The organism is Gleimia coleocanis DSM 15436 (genome assembly GCF_000159015.1).
Lineage (GTDB): Bacteria > Actinomycetota > Actinomycetes > Actinomycetales > Actinomycetaceae > Gleimia > Gleimia coleocanis.
Genome location: NZ_DS999545.1, coordinates 219,574 through 239,635 on the forward strand (window position 1 = coordinate 219,574; position 20,062 = coordinate 239,635).

At 51.5% G+C, this 20,062-nt stretch carries 14 protein-coding genes, 1 tRNA gene and 1 pseudogene; 8 read left to right on the forward strand and 8 right to left on the reverse strand.

Annotated elements, in window-relative coordinates; translation table 11 throughout:
* Positions 1-127 precede the first annotated feature (127 nt).
* Entirely contained in the window at positions 128-1,372 is a 1,245-nt protein-coding gene (locus HMPREF0044_RS05855; RefSeq protein WP_040313149.1) for a DUF4032 domain-containing protein, read from the forward strand.
* 70 nt (positions 1,373-1,442) lie between these two features.
* Positions 1,443-2,231: a glycerophosphoryl diester phosphodiesterase gene (locus HMPREF0044_RS05860; RefSeq protein WP_006547209.1), complete on the forward strand. Its 789-nt coding sequence runs from the start codon at positions 1,443-1,445 to the stop codon at positions 2,229-2,231.
* 100 nt (positions 2,232-2,331) lie between these two features.
* Here the strand turns inward: HMPREF0044_RS05860 and HMPREF0044_RS05865 are convergent, their stop codons facing one another.
* The gene (locus tag HMPREF0044_RS05865; protein ID WP_006547210.1) at positions 2,332-3,468 is read right to left on the reverse strand and encodes an ABC transporter ATP-binding protein; all 1,137 of its coding nucleotides are present in this window, start codon (positions 3,466-3,468) and stop codon (positions 2,332-2,334) included.
* Positions 3,469-3,700: 232 nt separating this feature from the next.
* Here HMPREF0044_RS05865 and HMPREF0044_RS07950 point away from each other — a divergent pair, with 232 nt between their 5' ends.
* From HMPREF0044_RS07950 to HMPREF0044_RS05880, 3 genes are all read left to right on the forward strand, one after another.
* Entirely contained in the window at positions 3,701-5,473 is a 1,773-nt protein-coding gene (locus tag HMPREF0044_RS07950) for a serine/threonine-protein kinase (protein WP_006547212.1), read from the forward strand.
* 91 nt (positions 5,474-5,564) lie between these two features.
* The gene (locus HMPREF0044_RS05875) at positions 5,565-6,344 is read left to right on the forward strand and encodes a DsbA family protein (RefSeq protein ID WP_006547213.1); all 780 of its coding nucleotides are present in this window, start codon (positions 5,565-5,567) and stop codon (positions 6,342-6,344) included.
* An 82-nt stretch (positions 6,345-6,426) separates the two neighbouring features.
* Positions 6,427-6,499 (forward strand) — tRNA-Thr (locus HMPREF0044_RS05880).
* 110 nt (positions 6,500-6,609) lie between these two features.
* On the opposite strand, the gene HMPREF0044_RS05885 is transcribed toward HMPREF0044_RS05880, so the two are convergent.
* Genes HMPREF0044_RS05885 through lysX form a run of 3 tightly spaced genes read right to left on the reverse strand, consistent with a single transcriptional unit; the run spans position 6,610 to position 11,444 of the window.
* Positions 6,610-7,446 (reverse strand): alpha/beta hydrolase, encoded by an 837-nt coding sequence (locus tag HMPREF0044_RS05885; protein WP_040313058.1) that lies wholly within the window; start codon positions 7,444-7,446, stop codon positions 6,610-6,612.
* A 4-nt stretch (positions 7,447-7,450) separates the two neighbouring features.
* On the reverse strand, positions 7,451-8,140 hold the full coding sequence (locus HMPREF0044_RS07955; RefSeq protein WP_158027172.1) for a DUF998 domain-containing protein: 690 nt from the start codon (positions 8,138-8,140) through the stop codon (positions 7,451-7,453).
* Positions 8,141-8,189: 49 nt separating this feature from the next.
* Positions 8,190-11,444 (reverse strand): bifunctional lysylphosphatidylglycerol synthetase/lysine--tRNA ligase LysX, encoded by a 3,255-nt coding sequence (lysX, locus tag HMPREF0044_RS05895; protein ID WP_006547216.1) that lies wholly within the window; start codon positions 11,442-11,444, stop codon positions 8,190-8,192.
* 431 nt (positions 11,445-11,875) lie between these two features.
* On the opposite strand from lysX, the pseudogene HMPREF0044_RS05900 reads away from it, so the two are divergent.
* From HMPREF0044_RS05900 to hemH, 3 genes and pseudogenes are all read left to right on the forward strand, one after another.
* Positions 11,876-13,057: pseudogene (locus tag HMPREF0044_RS05900) on the forward strand (LssY C-terminal domain-containing protein).
* A complete protein-coding gene (locus HMPREF0044_RS05905) occupies positions 13,054-13,902 on the forward strand; it encodes a M48 family metalloprotease (RefSeq protein WP_006547219.1) in 849 nt (282 codons plus the stop codon). Before HMPREF0044_RS05900 ends, HMPREF0044_RS05905 begins: the two are co-directional and overlap by 4 nt.
* Positions 13,903-14,003: 101 nt before the next feature.
* Positions 14,004-15,002, forward strand: a complete 999-nt coding sequence (gene hemH, locus HMPREF0044_RS05910) for a ferrochelatase (RefSeq protein WP_245528819.1) — start codon at positions 14,004-14,006, stop codon at positions 15,000-15,002.
* A 176-nt stretch (positions 15,003-15,178) separates the two neighbouring features.
* Here hemH and HMPREF0044_RS05915 read toward each other — a convergent pair whose 3' ends face one another.
* From HMPREF0044_RS05915 to HMPREF0044_RS05930, 4 genes are all read right to left on the reverse strand, one after another.
* Positions 15,179-17,725 carry an FtsX-like permease family protein gene (locus HMPREF0044_RS05915; RefSeq protein ID WP_006547221.1) on the reverse strand — a complete coding sequence of 849 codons (2,547 nt, stop codon included), beginning with the start codon at positions 17,723-17,725 and terminating at the stop codon, positions 15,179-15,181.
* A 2-nt stretch (positions 17,726-17,727) separates the two neighbouring features.
* Positions 17,728-18,453 carry an ABC transporter ATP-binding protein gene (locus HMPREF0044_RS05920; RefSeq protein ID WP_006547222.1) on the reverse strand — a complete coding sequence of 242 codons (726 nt, stop codon included), beginning with the start codon at positions 18,451-18,453 and terminating at the stop codon, positions 17,728-17,730.
* Positions 18,454-18,713: 260 nt separating this feature from the next.
* Positions 18,714-19,196, reverse strand: a complete 483-nt coding sequence (locus HMPREF0044_RS05925) for a glutathione peroxidase (protein ID WP_006547223.1) — start codon at positions 19,194-19,196, stop codon at positions 18,714-18,716.
* A gap of 138 nt (positions 19,197-19,334) precedes the next feature.
* On the reverse strand, positions 19,335-19,589 hold the full coding sequence (locus HMPREF0044_RS05930; protein WP_006547224.1) for a hypothetical protein: 255 nt from the start codon (positions 19,587-19,589) through the stop codon (positions 19,335-19,337).
* Positions 19,590-20,062 lie beyond the last annotated feature (473 nt).

Consider the following 20,062-nt stretch of genomic DNA (forward strand, 5'->3'; position numbering starts at 1 on the left):
GCGAAAGCACGTAGCGATGTGAAAATTTGTAACCACGTACCTAGCTGTATATATGAACCTTCAGAAAAGTCGGGAACAATTGCGCACCGCCCTCGAAAAATTGCGCAGAATTTGCGAAAATAAAACTATGCCTCAATCGATGCAGATTACCGCAGCTACCCTAGACCCAGCTCTGCTGGACCTCCCCTGGGAAACGCCACTAGAAGAATGGCCAGATGAAGTCCTCGCCGCCCTGCCACGTGGCATTTCCCGTCACGTAGTCCGATTCGTGAACCTATCCGGTCGCGTCATCGCCGTCAAAGAAATCGGCGAAACCGTCGCCTACCACGAATACCAGCTACTCCGTGACTTGAACCGACTAAACGCACCCAGCGTGCAACCAACCGCCGTCATCACCGGACGTACCACTCCTGACGGAGAAGAACTCACCCCCTGCCTAGTTACTGAACACCTAAAATTCTCTCTCCCATACCGAGCAGTATTCTCCCAACTAATGCGCCCTGAAACCGCGACCCGACTCATAGACTCCCTTGCAGTGCTATTAGTACGGCTCCACCTCCTCGGTTTTTACTGGGGCGACGTCTCACTTTCAAATACCCTTTTCCGACGCGATGCGGATGCCTTCTCCGCCTACCTCGTAGACGCAGAAACTGGTGAACTTCACTCAGCCTTAACCCCAGGGCAACGCAACTACGACGTTGAAGTTGCTCGCGTAAACATCATCGGCGAACTCATGGACCTACAAGCAGGTGGGCTCCTAGAAGAAGACGTAGACGTAATCACCATCGGCAACCGTATCGAAGAACGCTACCACCAGCTTTGGGAAGAACTCACTGCTGAAGAAACATTCTACAACGGTGAACGCTGGCGAGTATCTGCAAAAATTAAACGCCTTAACGAACTGGGCTTCGACGTTGGCGAACTTACCATGTCCACTGATCTGGATGGCACTCGCATTGTCCTTCAACCAAAAGTTGTGGACGCCGGTCACCATCATCGTCAAATCATGCGTTTGACTGGCCTGGATGTGGAAGAACGCCAAGCCCGCCGGATGCTCAACGATTTGAAAACCTACCGAGCTATTAATGGACTCAACCACGAAGCTGATGAAATTGTGGCACACCGTTGGCTGGCAGAAGTGTTTGAACCAACCATTCGTGCAGTCCCACCACACTTCCGCGCGAAACTGGAACCAGCACAGATCTTCCATGAGATTCTCGACCACCGCTGGTACTTGGCGCAACAGCAGTCCCGTGACGTGCCGTTGAACGAAGCCACCCAATCTTACCTAGAGAACGTCTTGCCGTCGCGTCCTGATGAAGCGCGCTACCTGGAACTAGACCCAACCGGCACGTTCTCTTTGGATGATTAATTTAAATCGCCTGATTCTCCCGAGGGCGGTTCAGAAAACACACAGTGCAAGAAACATGTAAAGGATAATAATGACGTACCCACACATTATTGCCCACCGCGGTATGAGCTCGCTGGCACCAGAAAACACCATGGCCGCATTCGCAGCCTGCATTGACTACGGTGTGAAAAGCTTCGAATTTGATGTGGATATCATCGGTGATGGCTCTCTTATCTGTATCCACGACGACAGTCTTGATCGCACCACCACTGGTAAAGGTGGATATTACAATCTGGATTACTCGGCTATCCGTAAGTTAGACGCCGGTAAATGGTTCTCAGACACCTACACTTTTGAACGTATCCCAGAACTGGCGTCGGTCATTGAACTAATGAACAAGTCCCAGCTGGACGCAAACCTGGAAATTAAGCCTTGTCAGGGTGGTCACGTGCTGCGTGAAAAACTTATCCAGCACATTGCCGTAGCCTTGCGAGAACTGGACCCACAACGTCGCTTAGTGATCTCTAGTTTCGATCCAGAACTTCTCTGGATGGCTGCTAAAGCCATGCCCGAACGTAACTTCGCAGCACTTACTGAAACTAACCATGATGAACCGCTGTTGGAACAGGTACAGATGTGGCTAGATATTGCAGCTACGTTCCCAGAAACTGGTGCTACTCTGCAGGCCATGCACGTTGATAATGAGGGGTTGACTGCTGAAGCAGTGAAAATGATGAAAGACGCCGGCTATAAGGTACGTGTTTGGACGGTTAATGATCCAGCGCGTGCAGCTGAACTAGCTGAATGGGGCGTGGACGCTATCTTTACCGATAAAGCGCAGGACTTCCCTGAATCAGACCGGGCAGTTAGCGGAATCTGAATAAAAAAGTTTGGGTGGGAACTCAATCCTTTTCAGGATTTAAGTTCCCACCCAAACTATTAGATTAAACAGTCAGAACTGTTAACTTCTAAGCCTCAGCTCAGTCTGGCAGACGCATACCGGTGGACTTAGAGAAGTTGTGCTGGCCGCCTTCCTTAATGCGTACGTAAACGGTCTCACCGATTGGTGGAGCGGTACGTGGAGCAGTGCGGATGATAATCAGGTCAGAAGCAGAATCATCTGGGTTAGCATCGGTGCCGGAGCCCAGGGAACCGCCACCTACCAGGTGACCGTACATGAAGGAGTCAGAACCCAGTTCTTCAACCAGGGTCAGCTTAACTGGGATAGCATCTTCAGAAGCTTCAACAACTTCCAGTGCTTCTGGGCGGAAGCCGATGACCATCTTGCCGCCATCTTCTGGAACCATAGCAGCACGAGCAGCTTCAGAAACGCGTACCTTAGCCTTGCCCAAAGTAGCAGTGCCATCTTCGTGAACTTCGAAGGTGCCCATGTTCATAGCCGGGGAACCAATGAAGCCTGCTACGAACTCGTTTGCTGGGCGATCGTACATTACGCGAGGGCTGTCGCACTGCTGCAGAATGCCGTCCTTCAGAACAGCAATACGGTCACCCATGGTCAGAGCTTCAGTCTGGTCGTGGGTAACGTAAACAGTGGTAACACCCAGTTCGCGCTGCAGAGCAGCAATCTGAGTACGAGTCTGAACACGCAGCTTAGCATCCAGGTTAGACAAAGGTTCGTCCATCAAGAATACCTGTGGCTTACGAACGATTGCACGACCCATAGCTACACGCTGACGCTGACCACCGGACAGAGCCTTAGGCTTACGATCCAAATACTGAGTCAAGTCGAGGATAGCTGCAGCTTCCTCAACACGCTTGTTGATTTCTTCCTTTGGAACACCAGCAATCTTCAGAGCGAAGCCCATGTTGTCGCGAACAGACATGTGTGGGTACAGAGCGTAGTTCTGGAAAACCATCGCAATGTCACGGTTCTTTGGTTGTACGTCGGTAACGTCACGGTCACCAATCAAAATACGACCAGAGTTAACATCTTCCAAACCTGCCAGCATACGCAAGGAAGTGGACTTACCACAGCCGGAAGGACCAACCAGAACCAAGAATTCGCCGTCAGCAATTTCCAGGTTCAGCTTGTCTACTGAAGGGGTGTCGTTACCCGGGTAAATACGGGTAGCGTTTTCAAAGGTTACGGTTGCCATACTTAATTTCCTCCATCGGCAGGTACGTGCCGAACGATCCGTAGTGAGAGGTGTCAAGTGTCTTCACTGACACAGTCATTAGCTTCCATCATTGAAAGCACAATAACTAAAGAAATCTTAGCACAGCCGCCCTCGGAAAAATATGAATATTCGATAACAAAATCACTAACGTTTTCCGTCAGAACCCGCGCGCACCCCAACCTAATCCCCTGAAAATCGGTAGGGTGGAAGTATGCACGCAGAACAAAGACTACAGCCAGGCGACGAACTAGGCGGCTACACCCTAATTCGCCCACTTGGCACAGGCGGAACCGGACAAGTCTGGGAAGTCCGCGACGCCGGTGGGTACGTCTTCGCGCTAAAACTGCTGCACCCCAACCTCGCCATGGACGAAACCGCGCGCCTCCGCCTCGCCAGAGAAGCCCAAATCCTCGCGCGCATCAACAACCCTGGCGTACTCTACGTCTGCGACCTCGAAGTAGACGGCACCGACCCGTTCGTAGTTACCGAACTGATACGCGGACACAGCCTAAAAGAAGAAATCGAACGCAACGGCGCCTACAACCTTACACAAGCCCTAGAAATCGCCCAGCGCCTAGCGCAAATCCTCACAGCCGTACACGCCGAAGACGTCGTCCACCGCGACTTCAAACCCTCAAACATCCTGCTCGGACCCGACGGACCAGTCCTCATTGACTTCGGCATCGCCCAGTTAGAAACCGACGACCGCTTCACCCACACCGGGCTAGTCTCAGGCACCCCAGGTTGGGTCAGCCCAGAAGTAATCACCGGTAAAGCCCCCTCCACCGACTCAGACTGGTGGGGGTGGACAGCCACCCTCCTCTACATGCTCACCGGACGCGTCCCCTTCGGAACAGGCAGCTGGCCGACAATCCTCTCCCGCGTAGCCATCGGCCAAGCTGATACCGCAGGACTAAACCCCGCAGTAAGTGAATGGCTGTTAGCTGGGCTTGCGCCAAACTCACGTGGGCCCCGCCCCAGCTATACCGAAATCCTAAACGGACTCACCCAAGTAAACTTAGAGCCACAAACCCAAGTGCTAGCAGCACCTGAACAACACACCCAGGTACTACCAACTCCCACAACACAAACCCAGATTTTGCCCACCCCAGCACCGACAACGCCAGCACCCACAGAACTCTTGCCAGTAACCGTGGAAACCCCGGTAGAAACCGAAATCCTACCCATCACAGAAAACTACTACCAAGGTACGTCCTTAGAAAACTCCCACACCTACCCTGATTACGTGCCTCAAAACCCAAACACGTACCCACAGGCAAATGTAGGTGACTATCCAGAAATGCCACTCGGAAACATGCTGGGCAATCCACCACAAACCCCACTGGCACAACCAACAGAACCAACCTACAAACGCAAACACGTACCGTTAATCTCAGGGACACTGCTCTTCCTCACTCTGGGAGCTCTACCATTCGCCCTCGGAATCATCGGAATTATCACCACCGCCAGCCTACTGCTCCTCTTCACCCTCATTGGACTACACCGCGCCTGGCTACGCCGCAAAGAAAACGAATTCGGGCAACTCCGCACCCGTGACCGGGCCTTGGCCTGGCTACGCCTACCACTACACCTGGTACAAGGCGCCCTCGGGCTACTCCTCACCGTCGGCTTAACCCAAGTAACCGTAATCGCCGGCTGGTATCTAAGCAGCGTAAAACTCGGCTGGCCCGGCATGGAATACTACCAACAAACCCTGCTACGCCCCACACACCGCATCCTCACCCCAGAAATCTGGTGGGGACCAGACCTGAACCTCGTGCTTGGTGCCCTCTACCTATCAGGCGCAATCAGCGTCATCGCCAGTCTCCTTGGACCCACCGGGAAAGAAATCCGTGAAGGCGCTGCCGCCATCCTCACCGGACTCATACCATGGACGTGGTTACGCTTCATCATCATCACAGCGATAACAATCCCCATCGCCTACCTGATACTCGTAATTTTTGCAGGCATCACAATCCAATAACCAAACTGTGGTACGCAACCAGTAATATTGCGCAACCCCCAGCGGTAAGGAATACTTTTAGAAGAATCGTTTTCAATGAAAGGCTAAGATAATGGCGAATAAAGTGGATTCCACTCGCGCTAAAGCAGAGCAGCTACGTGCCGCTCAAGCAAAACAGAACGCAAAAACCCGCAATATTCTAATTGCGATTGTTTCCGCCCTGGTAGCAATCACCGTAATCGCTTCTGTCTGGGTTGTTTGGAGCGCGAAAAACAAAGAAGCTGAAGTAGCCGCACCAGGCCAAGTAACCTCCTTCCTAGTTTCCAAAGACGGTATCGGTAAAGAAACTCCAGGGCTTCCTACCGTACACGAATACTTCGACTACTCCTGCCACGCCTGTGCAGACGTAGACTCCTACATTGGCGAATCCGTAACTAAGGCCGCTATGGAAGGCAAATACAACCTGGTTCTCAGCCCAGTGACTGTAGTAGATATGCCATGGCACCGTGTAGCTGCTCACGCCTCTTACCTGGCTTACACGGAAAGCCCAGAAAACTTCGTTAAACTACACCACTCTCTGCTGGCTTACTTCAAGACGCAGTTCGACGCTTCCGACGCTTCTGTAATCCAAAACGAAGCAGCCTCCTTAGAACAAGTTAAGAAGCTCGCTACAGAAGCTGGACTGCCAGCTGCAACCGTTGAGAAGATTTCCGCCAAGGGCGCCCTAAGCTACCTTACCGCTAACTCCGCAGACTGGGGTGCGCAGAAGCCTGCAGGACGTGAAAGCCTGGGCACCCCTGAATTCCAGGTTTCCAATAAGGTTGTGAAGTTGAACGGCAAGTCTGTTGAAGAACTTTACGCCAACTTCGAAAAGGATGTACTGGCTAAGTAGCCTCTTTTAAACTGCTCCTGTCACCTATCACACATCACGTGTATGTGACAGGAGCAGTTTTTAATGGCACACTTATTTAAGTGCCACCTTAGCTCAGTTGGTAGAGCTCCCGCCTTGTAAGCGGACGGTCGTCGGTTCGAGTCCGACAGGTGGCTCAGCTTAAGCGCCCCAGCCAATCAGGTTGGGGCGCTTCATTTTGCTTTAAACGTACGTGCCTGCATTTTAGAGATTCTCGAGGGCGCTATTTAAAACTCTTCGTTTTGCCTCATAGGTACGTGCTTGCATTCAACGCAGCAGGCTGGGAAAGCATCACCATATGCGTAGCGCGCTCAATCACCTTGAAAACCCGGGGTTCACCGTTTGCAACCCCAGGTACGTGCTTAGTTTCAGAAGCTAAGTTTTCAGCAAGAATACGTTGAGCACGTACCCACGATTTTTGTGACGGCAACCAAGCACTCAAATTTCCCGGAGCTGCTAAAACTAAACACGGCACTTGTAAAGCATGCGTTTTAGAAACCTCAACTAACTGAGCAGTCCAAACTTTTTCCTGCTGTAATTCAGCAAAGAAGTACCGCACAGCATTCTCAGTGCTGTAAAGATTATGCAGATTCTTCGCCTGCGTAAACGAGTTACCCCGGGCTAAAGCTAAGGCAGAAACTGCAACGGGAAAGCTGTGAATCACCGCCCTCGAAAATAAGGACGTACCCAGGCAGGAAACTTCCTTCCTGAAAGGTACGTGCTCATGCTTAACGGTGGGGAAACGCTCAGGTGATGCAGTATCCAGAAGCACCAGGTGCTTAACTAAACCAGGGTAGAGGCGTGCGAAACCCTCAGCCAATAAACCACCCATAGAATGGCCCAGAAGCTGAACCGGACCGTGTACGCTCACAATCTTCGAAACATGCGCATATAAGTGAGCTAGCTCCGCCTCCCACATATATGCAGGAATAACCTCAAATACACAATCATCAAACATTGAACGTTCAACCACGAAAAAAGGCCGCTGCGGTTGAGTTCTTTCAAAAACCCGCCGGAACTGCTGCCAGTCGCAAGTATGAACGGCCAAACCACCCACACAAACTAAAGGTACGTGCTTACTCATTTAACTAAACCTCTGCGACAGGTACGTGCTTATCAGCCGGAAAGAAAAACCGAGAACAAAAAGCTACCCACAATGCCCAAGCAGTCACCCCAAGAGGCTGAAATACGTTAATCGGCAGAAAAGACACAAACGGAGCTGCCGCTAACAGCAAAGACGTACCCAACGTGAAAACCGTATAAACCCTTGTAAACACAGGTAATTGAGTAAACGTGTACCCAGTGGAATTAGTAAGCACGTACCCACGCGCGAAAAACAAAATACATGCCGAAACTAAAGCGGTAATAATTCCCAGCTGAGCAAAACTAGAACTAAACTCATGCGCCGTATCAGTGAAAGGCCGTGCAAAGTCCAAAAACTCCTGATTACAAGTAGCCTCAGCTGTAGGAGAACAACTCATTGGGAAAAACGAGTCAAACACAGTCGCCAACCCAAAAAGCCCCACACCAACCCAGAGCATTTTCACCAAGAACGTACCTTGATGCGACGCCCTCGGGAAACTCAAAAAAACCAGGACCGCTCCTAGCAGGACGAACAAACCAGAAAGGAAATCCACAGTCCGGAAAACCCCGCTGGTAGGCTGCGAAAGAGACGCCAACTCAGATAAATAAAAGGTACGTGCTTTGAAAAAACTCGGATACCAAAACCACCCTAAAGGCCAGGAAATATACAGAAACCCGCCTAAAAGTACAAACACGTACCTAAGGTGAAAAGCAGTCTTAAACAAAGCGCGTACCTAACTAAAATCAGTTCTTCTGAGGCTTAACCAGAGGGAAAATAATCGTCTCGCGAATACTGGTCTGCGTCAGCATCATCACCAGACGATCTACACCCATACCCATACCACCAGACGGAGGCATCGCGTACTCTAAAGCCAATAAGAAGTCCTCATCCACTTCCATCGCCTCAGGATCACCATTCGCTGCCAGCAGAGACTGCGCCAACAAACGCTCGCGCTGCACCACCGGGTCAACCAGCTCAGAATAAGCCGTCGCCACTTCCGCGCCGAAACAAATCAAATCCCACTTCTCAGCAATCCGCTCATCCTCACGATGCTGACGAGTCAAAGGAGACACCTCAGTTGGGAAATCGCAGTAGAAAGTAGGCGCAATCGTATGCTGCTCCGCCAATTCCTCATGCAAATCCAAAATCAGCTGACCACGGCTAATACCCGGATCAACCTCCAAGCCATGCTCCGCCGCAATCTCCAACAGCTCAGACACCGGCGTATCCACAGTCACGTCCCGACCACACGCCTCGGCAATACCCTGATGTACGGTAATCACCCGCCAAGGCTGAGCCAAATCCACCTCATGAATCTGCCCATCCGATGCCATTCCGCGAATAACCGTGGTTCCGAGGGCGGTCTTTGCAGCGTTAACGATAATCCGCTGCGTAAGCTCACGCATAGAGTTATAGTCACCGTAAGCCTGGTAGGCCTCTAGCATCGTGAACTCAGGATTATGCGTAGCATCAGCGCCCTCATTACGGAAGTTACGACCGATTTCAAACACACGGTCCGCGCCACCCACCATCAGACGCTTCAAATACAGTTCCGGCGCAATACGCAGGTAAAGATCCAGGTTATAAGCGTTAATGTAAGTGCGGAATGGGCGAGCATTCGCACCACCGTGAATCGTTTGCAACAGTGGGGTTTCTACTTCCAAGAACGTATCATCAAGCAGCGTCTGACGAATCGACTGAATCACCTGAGAACGCACGCGCACGCGCTCGCGGGCAACAGGGTTCACAATCAGATCCAGGTAGCGACGACGTACCTTCATTTGCTCATCAGTTAGACCCTGCCACAACGCGGGGATTGGCTGCAGTGCCTTAGAGGTAATCTGAGCGCCCTCGAGCAAAACTGAGAACGTACCGTTAGCAGAAGTGCCAACCGCACCCCAGAATCCCAAGTGGTCACCAATCGACAGGTCGCGACGCAGAATCCGCATAGTATCCGCACCCACCTGCGCGGCGGAAGCCAGAAGCTGTACAGTGCCCGTCCAATCCTGAACGTCTAAGAAAATCACTCCACCATGGTCACGGCGAGCCACCACGCGACCTGCGCAGCGAACGGACGTACCCGGCGACGCGGAAATAACCTCGCCCACCCGCTGGTCGCGAGTAAACGAAGCTGGATACGGCTGTGCGCCACCCGTAAGCATATCCGCACGCTTCGTCATACGCTGTGCTACCTGCTGTGAAACCTTACGGTCTGGCAAAATCGCCACGGATTCCGCTAGGAACTCAACGATTTCTGGGTCGCGTGGATTATAAAGTGGCTGTGGAAGAACCTGCGGAGCGAAAGGTAAACTAATCTGGCCCTCAGCTAAACCAACCGCAACCCCAATATTTGCTAAGTCAGCCGAGTCACGCCAGCAGAAGTAACGGCCCACCCACTTCGGATCATACTTCAAGTTAGAACGATACAGCTGCACAATCTGGAAACGCTTAGAAAGCAAGCTAATTACAGCTACCTTCAGGCGTTCCATGATGGTAGCGCCCACGTCTTCACCAGCTTCAATAACTTCACGCAAAACCGCGAAGTTCAAGGAAACTTCAGTTACCCCAATATCAGCGGCATTAGTCATGAGGGATGCCACCATGAACTCAGTAACCCCGTTTTCAGCGTGCTCAGTGTCGCGACGCATCACGTCTAGTGACAGACCGTGAGCACCCCAAGGAACGAAAGACAGTAAACCACGGGTTTCCCCATCGGCATCTAAAGCTTCCACGAAGACACAACGACCATCTAAAGGATCGTTTAAACGATTTAACGCCATAGAGAAGCCACGGTCGTCACCATTTTGACGCCACTTATCTGCCAATCCAATGAGACGCTGCATTTCTGCTTCGGAAATGTTTTGGTGACGGCGAATACGGACTTCGTAACCGTCTTTTTGGAGGCGATTAACTAGAGTACGTACCTGGCGAAGCTTAGGGTTATCCAGGTTGAAACGAGCCGTGGTCAGGACGGCTTCGTCACCAATCGCGCGTACTTTCAGGCCCTGGGCTGAATAGGCTTTACCACCGGCAGCGGAGGCGCCCACAACTGCAGGTGCTAAGCCCTGCTTAGACGCGATTTTAAGGAATTCGCGGATAGCACCATCCCATTGTTCGACGGGGCCAACTGGGTCGCCTGACGCTAAACAGACGCCGCCGATACGACGGTAAGTTACAGCTGCTTTTTCATTCGGGCTGAAAACTACCGCCTTGTCACGGCGAGTAGCGAAATAACCCAGGGAATCACTGTGTGAATCTGGGGCAGTGAGTAGGCGTCGCAGTTTTAGTTCCTGGGAGAGTTCTACCCGCTCGTCAACTACGACGGTGCGAACCAGGAAGAAGAAGGCAATGAGGAAGCTTAAGCCCAGACCCAGGTTCATGACGATTTCAACGTTTTCGTCGATGCTGCGGCCACGTAGAACGTACTGTTGGATGAAGCTGGTAACGCCGTTGCTGTGTTCAGAGTAGTACAGCATGGTGGAGGCAATGATTAGGCTTCCTAGCAGGGTCGTGACGATACCGATAATGAAAATGAAGGTTGCTTGGGCGATGCTCTTACCGCGGATTGGTGCGGTGTATTGGCGGCGAGTTACCAGCAGGAGGGTGAAGAAAATGAGGGATACCGTGAAGTTGGTGATGGCTTGTAACAGATAGGCGGTTTCCACGGTGAGGGTGACGTACCCGCCTGCGCTGGCGTAGCTACCAGCCCCGAAAATGCTGAAAATCAGGGTGTTTAGGATGATGTCTAAACCGAAGTAGATGACTGCCAGCCACCAGGAGATGCTTTTGCGTCGCGCGATACCGTGCGCAATGGCGATGAGCACCAGAGCACCGAAGACGCCACTTCCACTGACGTAGGTGACGTAATCTACGCCCTCGATAATTTTGCGTAGTAGTCCGCGTTCACCCGCGAGGTTGTCGAGGATGATGAATAGGGCAGTGAGGTTGAGGAAAGACGCAATCAGTTTTGGTGATTGGATTCTTTTCAAGATTGGCATGTTTAGTTTTTCGGTTTAGTTGAAAACGGATGGGGTTTCTTAGTTCCGCTATCATAGCATTCGCTTAGCACGTACCTGCAGGGTTTTTCGTTCCCGAGGGCGTTTTTCAGGGTGTTTTCAGGGTAGGGGGGAGTGTTTTAGTGGCTGAAATCTTATAGGGACTGAGCATGTAGGTTTGAGAGAATGATAGGTATGAGCAAGGCACGTACCTGCGGTGAAAATCGCTACCCGATTCCCACCGAACACCCACACTATGACGCTTCTTTTGAAAAATTGCGGGAGCAAAACAGTTCAGCCTAGCGGATATTTTCGAATTCGCTGCGGTAATTATTGGCGTCATCCTCACGATTTGGTTGGGTGGCCTATTATCCCTGAAAGGTACGTCTTTAGAATTATCCTCTCTGATTTGGCTGATTCTTTTCTGGGCAGTGATGGCGTATTTAGTGTTGCCTCGGCTGCATCAGTTCTTCACAGCACTGTATGTTCCTGACTATTTCATTGCGCGTACTCGTACCATGGATGGGGTATTAGGTGATCCCGTAAACCTCGCGTTAGAAGGAAGTGCTGCAGACATTCACGCTGCAATGTGTAACGCCAGTTAGGTGCAGGCGGATGAAATCACCCTCGGATCCGCGTGGGGGATTGTGAAATCTTCCGTCCTGGGTACGTCCTATCCGGAAGCACCAGTTTCTGACCTGTACCTGTTTGGAAACCGACACGCTTTTGCCTACCAGCAGGAAGTTGATGGTAATGCCGCGCAGCGCCATCATATTCGTTTCTGGCCCACTCCTGAAGGCTGGCTCTTACCCGGCGGACATCAGGTTAGCTGGCTGGCAGCTGGTACCTATGACCGGGCAGTAGGGTTAAGCATTTTCACAGGTCAGGTTACGCATAAGATTGACGCAAATATTGATAAAGAACGTGACTACGTAATCGACACAGTACGTTACGCTGACCCACAGTGTGGAGTTGAACTAATTGAGGATTTCTCAACCGCGTACCATCACCGCAATGGCGGAGGCGACCTAGTACACACTGACGGAGACCTGCCGGTACTGGATGTCACGGGGGCTGCGCAACGCCACCCACAAGTACTTGCGCAAAAAACCACGCTGGGTACATCATCACCTGAAAACCTTGAAAATAAGGGTAAAACTGTAGGTACGTCCCTGGCGGATCAGGTAGAAAAAACCAAGAAACACCACCTGCCCCCACTACCGTTCCTATTATCAGGCATCATCATTTCCCTGAGCACTATTGCTACGGTAACTGCATGGGCACTGTTCATTCCGGCACTGGGAGATCCAGATTTTATGCGGGAAGTTGAAAAGGACGCCCTCGAGAACCAACTCTATAGTCTGGGGACTTTCGCGTTTCTTAGCGTGTTACTTGTGCTCGCCGGAATTCTGTGGATTCTCACTGCAAAACGTCACCGCTGGGCGCGTATCCTGCTACTCGCCCTATCCGTAATCGGCACCTTCCAAGACCTAATGACCGCCACGATTTCCGCTGACTACGCGGAAACGAACCTACTGGCAGCTGGCGTGTCAGTACTCGTCCTGTGGGCGATTTCGTCTGATTCCATGCGCCAATGGGTGAATGAGGGAAAATGAGTAAGAAAAAATCAACAGATGCGATTCTGAACGCCTATCGTCGGCGCGGCCACCTGCTCCTTTCCCTTTCAGTGCTGGCTTTCGGCCTGCTCTTAGCATTTTCTTTAGCAGTGCTTTCGATTGAAGAACTGCAGGGCGACATCATTAACTGGGCTGCGGCGGTAATCTACTTCCCAGTCGGCGCAATCTTGGTGCACCGCCTGAAACTTGCGCAAGCCCGTTTAGATTTTGTGCCGGTCGCCGCTGAGCAACTTCCCGAGGTTTATCAAATGGTAGTGGAACTGTGCGAAGCCGCCGGACTTAAAGCCGTACAGCCAGTATATTTGTCAAAGGACGCTGGGGTAGACCCGTGTACGCAAACCCCGGGGCTGCGAAAAAGTATTGTATTAGGAAGTGATTTTTTAGCGGGTTGTCGTGAGAATAATACTCCGGAAGCACTGCGTTTTATGCTGGCACATCAGGTGGGTCACTTCGTTTTCAACCACGATAGTAACTGTTGGCTGGCGTATTTTACGGGTGGTTTCGCTACCCCAGTTTTAGGGGCGAAGTTGGCGAAGAACCTGGAGTATTCTGCTGACGTGTGGGCGGCGACGCAGGTTCCCGAGGGGGCTTTCCGAGCCTTAGGTTTATGCGCGGTTGGTAAAGATAATTACGTGTATTTAGACCCGCAGCAGGATTTTTCTGAGAAACTTTACCGTCCCGGCTTATTTGGTAGGTACGCAAAGTGGACGGCAGTGCATGCGCCGGTGCGGAATCGCCTGCGGGCGTTACGTAAGGCTGGTTTGCTGGTGGCGCCTTTAGATGAAAGCATGAGGCAGCGGTTATTTAAGGTGTGTGACTGCTAGATTCTGGGGCGGATAGCGTTATGACAAAGTGTCATAAGGTGCGCCCGAAAATGGGCACGTACCTTAGCTATGATTAGCTGGTAATGACAGGAAGGGAAAATATGTCAGTTCCAGCAGATAAGCCGGTAGTCGTCCTCGTAAACCTCGGAACCCCCGACGCGCCCACTCCCGCGAAGGTACGTGCTTACCTGCGCGAGTTCCTCACTGACCCGCGCGTCATTGAATACCCGGCACTGCTGTGGCGTCCCATTCTGGAAGGAATCATTCTGCGTGTCCGCCCTCGGAAAGTAGCGCACGCCTACCAGACCATCTGGACTGACGCGGGTTCTCCGCTTATGGCAGAGTCTGTGAAACAGGCTGAGCTGATGCAAACGGCTTTAGGAGATGGCGTCGAAGTGCGTTTAGCAATGTGCTACGGGAGCCGCAATATTAAGGACGTACTCAGTGAATTAATGGAAGCTGGGCGACGTAGGATTGTGATTCTGCCTGCCTATCCGCAGTATGCGGCAAGTACTGTCGGCGCGATTTTTGATCAGGTTTCCCAGTGGGTGCAACGCAACCGTGATTTGCCGGAACTGCGGTGGGTACGTTCTTATCCGACGGCGCCAGATTATATTGAGGCGCTCGCGGTGGCGTTGGAAAATCATTGGGCTCAGTATGGTCGCCCGGATTTCGCGGCGGGAGATAAGCTGGTGGCTTCCTATCATTCGATTCCAATGGCAATGCATAAGGCGGGCGACCCGTATCGCGAAGAGTGTGAGGCCGGGGCGGCTGCGTTGGCAGCGCGTCTTAATATTCCCGAGGGCGGTCTGCAGGTAACTTACCAGTCGGTGTTTGGACCCGCAGAGTGGATTGGGCCAGCGACTATTGACACTATCAGTGAGTTAGGTAAGCGGGGGACGAAGCGTTTGGATGTGATTTGTCCGGGTTTCGTGGCTGATTGTTTAGAGACTTTGGAAGAGATTGCGATTCAAAACCGTGAGGCTTATGCGGCTAATGGTGGTGTTGGGTTCCACTATGTTCCGTGGGCTAATGCGTCTGCCGGGTGTGTGCAGATGTTGGTTGCGCAAGTGCAAAAGAGTTTAAGTGGGTGGGTTTAACTAAAACTACCGTAAGGTACGTCTTTAGTTTCCACAGGCTGTTTCACCCCTAAATGTAAAAGGGTACGTGCTGGTGTTTTCGCGCGGAAATCCGCTTAAAAACACCAGCACGTACCCTTTATTTTTATGAACACGTACCTTGGTTTTTACTAAGCATGTACCTTTGGGTGAAAAGGCTAGTTAGCGTCAGCCATGGCTTCGACTGGGTGGGCTTTCGCTGCTTTACGACCCGGCGCAACTGATGCCAGCAGGGCTGCGAGCATAACAGAAGTAGAAATTCCCAGTACCTGCAACCACGGTACCTGCAGCAAAGGCGTACCTACATCTTCTAATGGGAGGGCGCGGAAACCAGCCCAACCGTAGAAGATACCCATGCCGATGCCCAAGATCAGGGCACTAGCCCCAATCAGTAGTGCCTCCAGGCTGAGCATGTGGCGTACGGAAGCACGCGTCATTCCTAGAGCGCGTAGCAGGGCGTTTTCGCGGCGACGTTCCACTACGGAAAGAGCCAGGGTGTTGGTGACGCCCACCAGTGCAACTACTACGGAAACTGCCAGCATGCCCACCACACCAGCTAATAGAACATTCAGAATCGTGGTGTACATGATGCGTTCAGGCAGGCCACCAGAAACGTCTACACCATCTGCATTGTTACCAATCTTGTTGAATAGTGAGGTGATTTCATCGGAAGAAATATTGTTATCAATCTTCACGTACGCCACGCGGTTAGCAACCGTGCCAGTCACATCACCCAACTGCGGGAGCACGTCAGAACCATCTACGTAAAGGTATTGGTTAGCGTTCGTAAACTCAGCTTTCATAACGTTGAAGTTCTTTTCAGAAAGCACGTACCCAGGAACGCCAGCTAAAACTGGCTTCAACTTCAGCTGCTTAGAACCTACCGCCACAGTGATTTCTTTCGCAGAAGGATTCCACTCAGAACGAGGAACCAGCACTTCATCATCCTTTGGCTGTGGAATTTCAGAGTGAGCGTAGTCGGTTAAATCAACATTCTTCAAAACTAAAGGCAGGTTAACGTCTTGGTCAGCGACCTTGACGCTCCCATTGTAGGCTTCAGTGAAAACTACTTTTTCCACGTGCTTCAAAGACTTGATTCGTTCGCCCTCGGAATCAGCAAAACCCTTTTCCGTATAGGAAATCGCCACCGCGTCAATTGGGCGCTTGTCGTCAATCTCCGTAAGGACTGTGTTACGTACCGAAGCTGCACCCACCATAATCATCACCACTAAAGTGACCCCCAGGAACAGGGCGGTGCCGGTTGCGCCGGTACGCGTAGGGTTACGGACCGTATTCTCACCTGCTAGCTGAGTAGTTAGAGAGCGCTTGCCAATCAAACGACCCAGCAGGGAACTCAGTTTTGGCATTAGCACGCCCACGAGGAACAGGGCACCGAGGAAGGAAATCATGCCACCGACGAAAGCCACGCCGAAACGAGTGCCTCCTTCCAAAGTGAAAAGAGAACCAACCATTAAGGACGTACCCAGGGCGAAAACCACCCCACCAATTACGGTGCGGGCAATGCGCTTGCCAGATGCCAAAGTATTCGGATCATCTGGGTGAAGTGCGACCATTGGGGAAACTCCCGCGATGCGACGCGCCGGACCGAAGCTAGCAACCACAGCGATGAATAGGCCAAGGAAGAAAGCAATCGCCATGGAAGTAGGTGAAACTGCTAAGAAAGCGTCCTTCCAAATTGGAATCATACCGGTTGAGTGGTTAAGCAAACCTGCTAAACCAGTACCCACTACTACACCCAGCAGGGCAGAAACTACGCCAACTAGGATGGCTTCTTTCAGTGCCAGGTTACGGATTTGTGTACTGGTGGAACCAATTGCACGCAGGAGCGCCAGTTCCCGCTTACGCTGCGCTAATAAAACGTTGAACGTTGTGGAAACTACGATGATGGCAGTGATGATTGCTAAAGCTGGGAAGGTTACTAAAATCGCCAGGACAATGCCGGTGCCGGAAGTGAACTTGTCAACCGAGTTCGCAACGAAATCCTGCTGGGATTGAATCTCAAAGTCGGTTGCGGTGACTGCTGATTTCAGGACTTTTTGTACAGAGGCAACGTCAGTGCCAGCCAACAGAACGTAGCTAGGAGCCACCTCAGGGTCCAGGAACTGCTTAGCAACTTCTGGGGACACAACTGAGGTTGGAATTGCAATCGTACCCGATGGGTAGATACCGCTAACTCGCAGGCTGAGTTCGAAAGGTTCTTGCTTTGCAGCGTCGTAGCCAGTAAGCCTCACGGAGTCGCCAACTTTAGCGTGTAGAGCTTTTGCGGTTCCTTCATCAATAGCAATGGAAACTTGGTCAATAGGCTCGTTACCGTCTTTAATATCCAGGAACTTGAAAGGTTCTTGCGGGGTTTCCAGGACGCGTGCTTGAGACTTGTAGCCGTCTTTTTCTAAGAGGGTGAAGTTGAAGTAAACCGTGCGAATCTTAGCGTCCAGGTCTGCTTCACGGACGGCTTTATCTACGTCAATCAGGGTATTAGATTCTGGGTCAGCATTGTCTTTTAGAGCGACAACGACTTCTGCGCCTAGAGTGTCATTTGCCAGGGTGCGTTCTAAGGACGCGTAGAACCCATTGGCGATACCTAAACATGCCAGGATGAAGGCGGTTGCCAGGGCAATCGCGATGGAAGTGGCTACGTAACGGCTGGCATGAGCCTTTACGTTTGCAGTGAGTAGGCCTTTCATGGTTATGCAACCTGCGCAATCTCATCAGCGGTTGGGTGATCCAGGTCGGCCACGATTTGCCCGTCTTTTACAATCAGTACGCGGTCAGCTATCGCGGCAGCGTGACGGTCGTGGGTAACCATGATGACGGTTTGCTTGAGTTGGTCCACGGCGGAGCGTAACAGGTTGAGTACTTCTGCGGTGGTGACGGAGTCGAGGTTGCCGGTTGGTTCGTCGGCTACCAGGATGGCTGGGCGAGCCACCAGGGCGCGGGCTACGGCCACGCGTTGCTGCTGTCCACCGGATAGTTGGTATGGCTTGTGGGTGAGGCGTTCAGTCAGTTGTAGTGAATCCACGATGGATGCCATCCATTTGGCATCAATTTTGCGTCCTGCTAGGCGCATGGGTAGTTCAATATTGTCATGCGCAGAGAGGGTGGGGATGAGGTTGAAGGATTGGAAGATGAAGCCGATGTGGTCGCGGCGGAATTTGGTGAGGTCTTTGTCGGATAGTCCGGTGATTTCTTTTCCGTCGATGCTGATTTTGCCGCTGGTGACTGAGTCTAGTCCTGCGAGGGTGTGTAGCATGGTGGATTTTCCGGATCCGGATGGGCCCATGATGGCGGTGAATTCGCCGGCGCGGAAGTCTACGCTGACATCGTTGAGGGCGATGACTTGGGTGGTTCCGTTTCCGTAAATTTTGCTTACGTTGCTAAGGGAGGCGATTGCCTGTGGTGTTTGGGTTTCCATGATTCCTCTTTGAGGTTTGAGAGTTTTGTACTCTTCCAGGTTACATTTCGGGGTGGGGTGGGGGATATCGGGGGATACCCTGGTTGCACCCTGATTTGGGTTTGGTTTGGGGGATTTTCCGAGGGCGTTGCATGAGACTTTCAGTGCGTCGTGCGATGCTTTTACTTGCCGTGCGATGCCCTCTTGCTTGATATGAATCTGCCCACGTAAGAGCAGGGTTTCTTACGTGGGCAGAACTGAGGTTTGTTGGACTTAACGTTTTAGCCTAGTACTTTTTCGATGTGTGGTCGCAGGGAGGCTGGGGTGGAGGTGGGGGAGAAGCGTTTTACGGTTATGCCGTCACCGGATATCAGGAATTTGGTGAAGTTCCATTTGATGTTGGAGGTTAGTAGTCCGGGTGCTTTTGCTTTTAGCCAGGTGTAGATTTCTGCTTCTTCGTCGCCGTTTACGTCGATTTTCGCCATGAGTGGGAAGGTTACGCCAAAGTTGAGGCGGCAGAATTCTTGGATTTCGTCGGCGGAGCCGGATTCTTGCTGTTTGAATTGGTTGCAGGGGAAGCCGAGGATGACCAGGCCGCGTTCGCGGTATTCTTCCCAGAGTTCTTGGAGTCCGTCGTATTGGACGGTGAAGCCGCACTTTGAGGCAGTGTTGACGATTAGTAGTGGTTTGCCGGCGTATTGGGATAGGTCGTGGGCTTCGCCTTTGATGTCGGTTACGGTGAAGTCATAGATACTGTTTTTCATACCTACAGTTTACATTGATAGCCTCTAATTTGCTTCTGTGAATATTGTGATTTCACGTGGGGGATACGAAAAAACCCGGCGAACTAACTGTAAGACCCAAAAGTTAGTTCGCCGGGTAGCTTAATAGGTGAATTTAACTCACTTAGCGGTGAAAGTCTGGCATTCTGCATTGGTTACAGTTACGGCAGTTGCGTCACAGGCTAGGTCGTGGTTGAAGGTGCAGTCGGTACGTTGGCAAGCGCCAACGGTTGCTTCGTGCTTGATGGTAGGGCGGACGCCGATTTCTAGGAAGGTTACGCAGCCTTTGGTGCCGATGGTTGCAGCATAGGCGCCACAACCGTTGTTGTTGAATGAGCAGCTAGTGGTTGCACAGTTGATTTCTGGGGTGGTCATTTTGGAATCCTTAATATATTTAGAAACTTTTGTTTAAGCCCGTTTGGGTGGGCCGGATAGCTCTAACCTACGCTTTTGAAATCTGTTTGCAAGGTGGATTTTTTCATGGGAACGCGGTTTTTATTTAAGTGAGAGGGATTTTGGTTAAAGGTGGCGTTCCTTAATTATTTGAGGGCGTAGTTAAACGGTACTTTTCCCTACAGAAAAGGTGAAATGCGATGACGTACCTGGGTTGGTTAGGGGGAGCTAAGGTCTAATAGGTTTGGCTAAGTTAATCGAGTTCATAAATGGGAGATATGTTTTTTGTGGCGCCCTTGGGAGTGGAAAAGCAACGATAATTACGAAACTGTCTGTTTTCTAATTTTGGAGGCCAGGCAGTGTGTCTTTGAAAAATCTCTGAAAAACCTTGAAACGACTTGAAAAACTAAATATGAGAGCAGAATGACTTAAAAATAACTGTAAAATCGCGCGAA

Coding starts and splice junctions, on each gene's coding strand:
- HMPREF0044_RS07950 (WP_006547212.1), top strand. CDS start 3,701: ATGCACGCAGAACAAAGACTACAGCCAGGCGACGAACTAGGCGGCTAC.
- HMPREF0044_RS05875 (WP_006547213.1), top strand. CDS start 5,565: ATGGCGAATAAAGTGGATTCCACTCGCGCTAAAGCAGAGCAGCTACGT.
- HMPREF0044_RS05885 (WP_040313058.1), bottom strand. CDS start 7,446: ATGAGTAAGCACGTACCTTTAGTTTGTGTGGGTGGTTTGGCCGTTCAT.
- HMPREF0044_RS05865 (WP_006547210.1), bottom strand. CDS start 3,468: ATGGCAACCGTAACCTTTGAAAACGCTACCCGTATTTACCCGGGTAAC.
- HMPREF0044_RS05930 (WP_006547224.1), bottom strand. CDS start 19,589: ATGACCACCCCAGAAATCAACTGTGCAACCACTAGCTGCTCATTCAAC.
- HMPREF0044_RS05925 (WP_006547223.1), bottom strand. CDS start 19,196: ATGAAAAACAGTATCTATGACTTCACCGTAACCGACATCAAAGGCGAA.
- HMPREF0044_RS05905 (WP_006547219.1), top strand. CDS start 13,054: ATGAGTAAGAAAAAATCAACAGATGCGATTCTGAACGCCTATCGTCGG.
- HMPREF0044_RS05920 (WP_006547222.1), bottom strand. CDS start 18,453: ATGGAAACCCAAACACCACAGGCAATCGCCTCCCTTAGCAACGTAAGC.
- lysX (WP_006547216.1), bottom strand. CDS start 11,444: ATGCCAATCTTGAAAAGAATCCAATCACCAAAACTGATTGCGTCTTTC.
- HMPREF0044_RS05855 (WP_040313149.1), top strand. CDS start 128: ATGCCTCAATCGATGCAGATTACCGCAGCTACCCTAGACCCAGCTCTG.
- hemH (WP_245528819.1), top strand. CDS start 14,004: ATGTCAGTTCCAGCAGATAAGCCGGTAGTCGTCCTCGTAAACCTCGGA.
- HMPREF0044_RS05860 (WP_006547209.1), top strand. CDS start 1,443: ATGACGTACCCACACATTATTGCCCACCGCGGTATGAGCTCGCTGGCA.
- HMPREF0044_RS05915 (WP_006547221.1), bottom strand. CDS start 17,725: ATGAAAGGCCTACTCACTGCAAACGTAAAGGCTCATGCCAGCCGTTAC.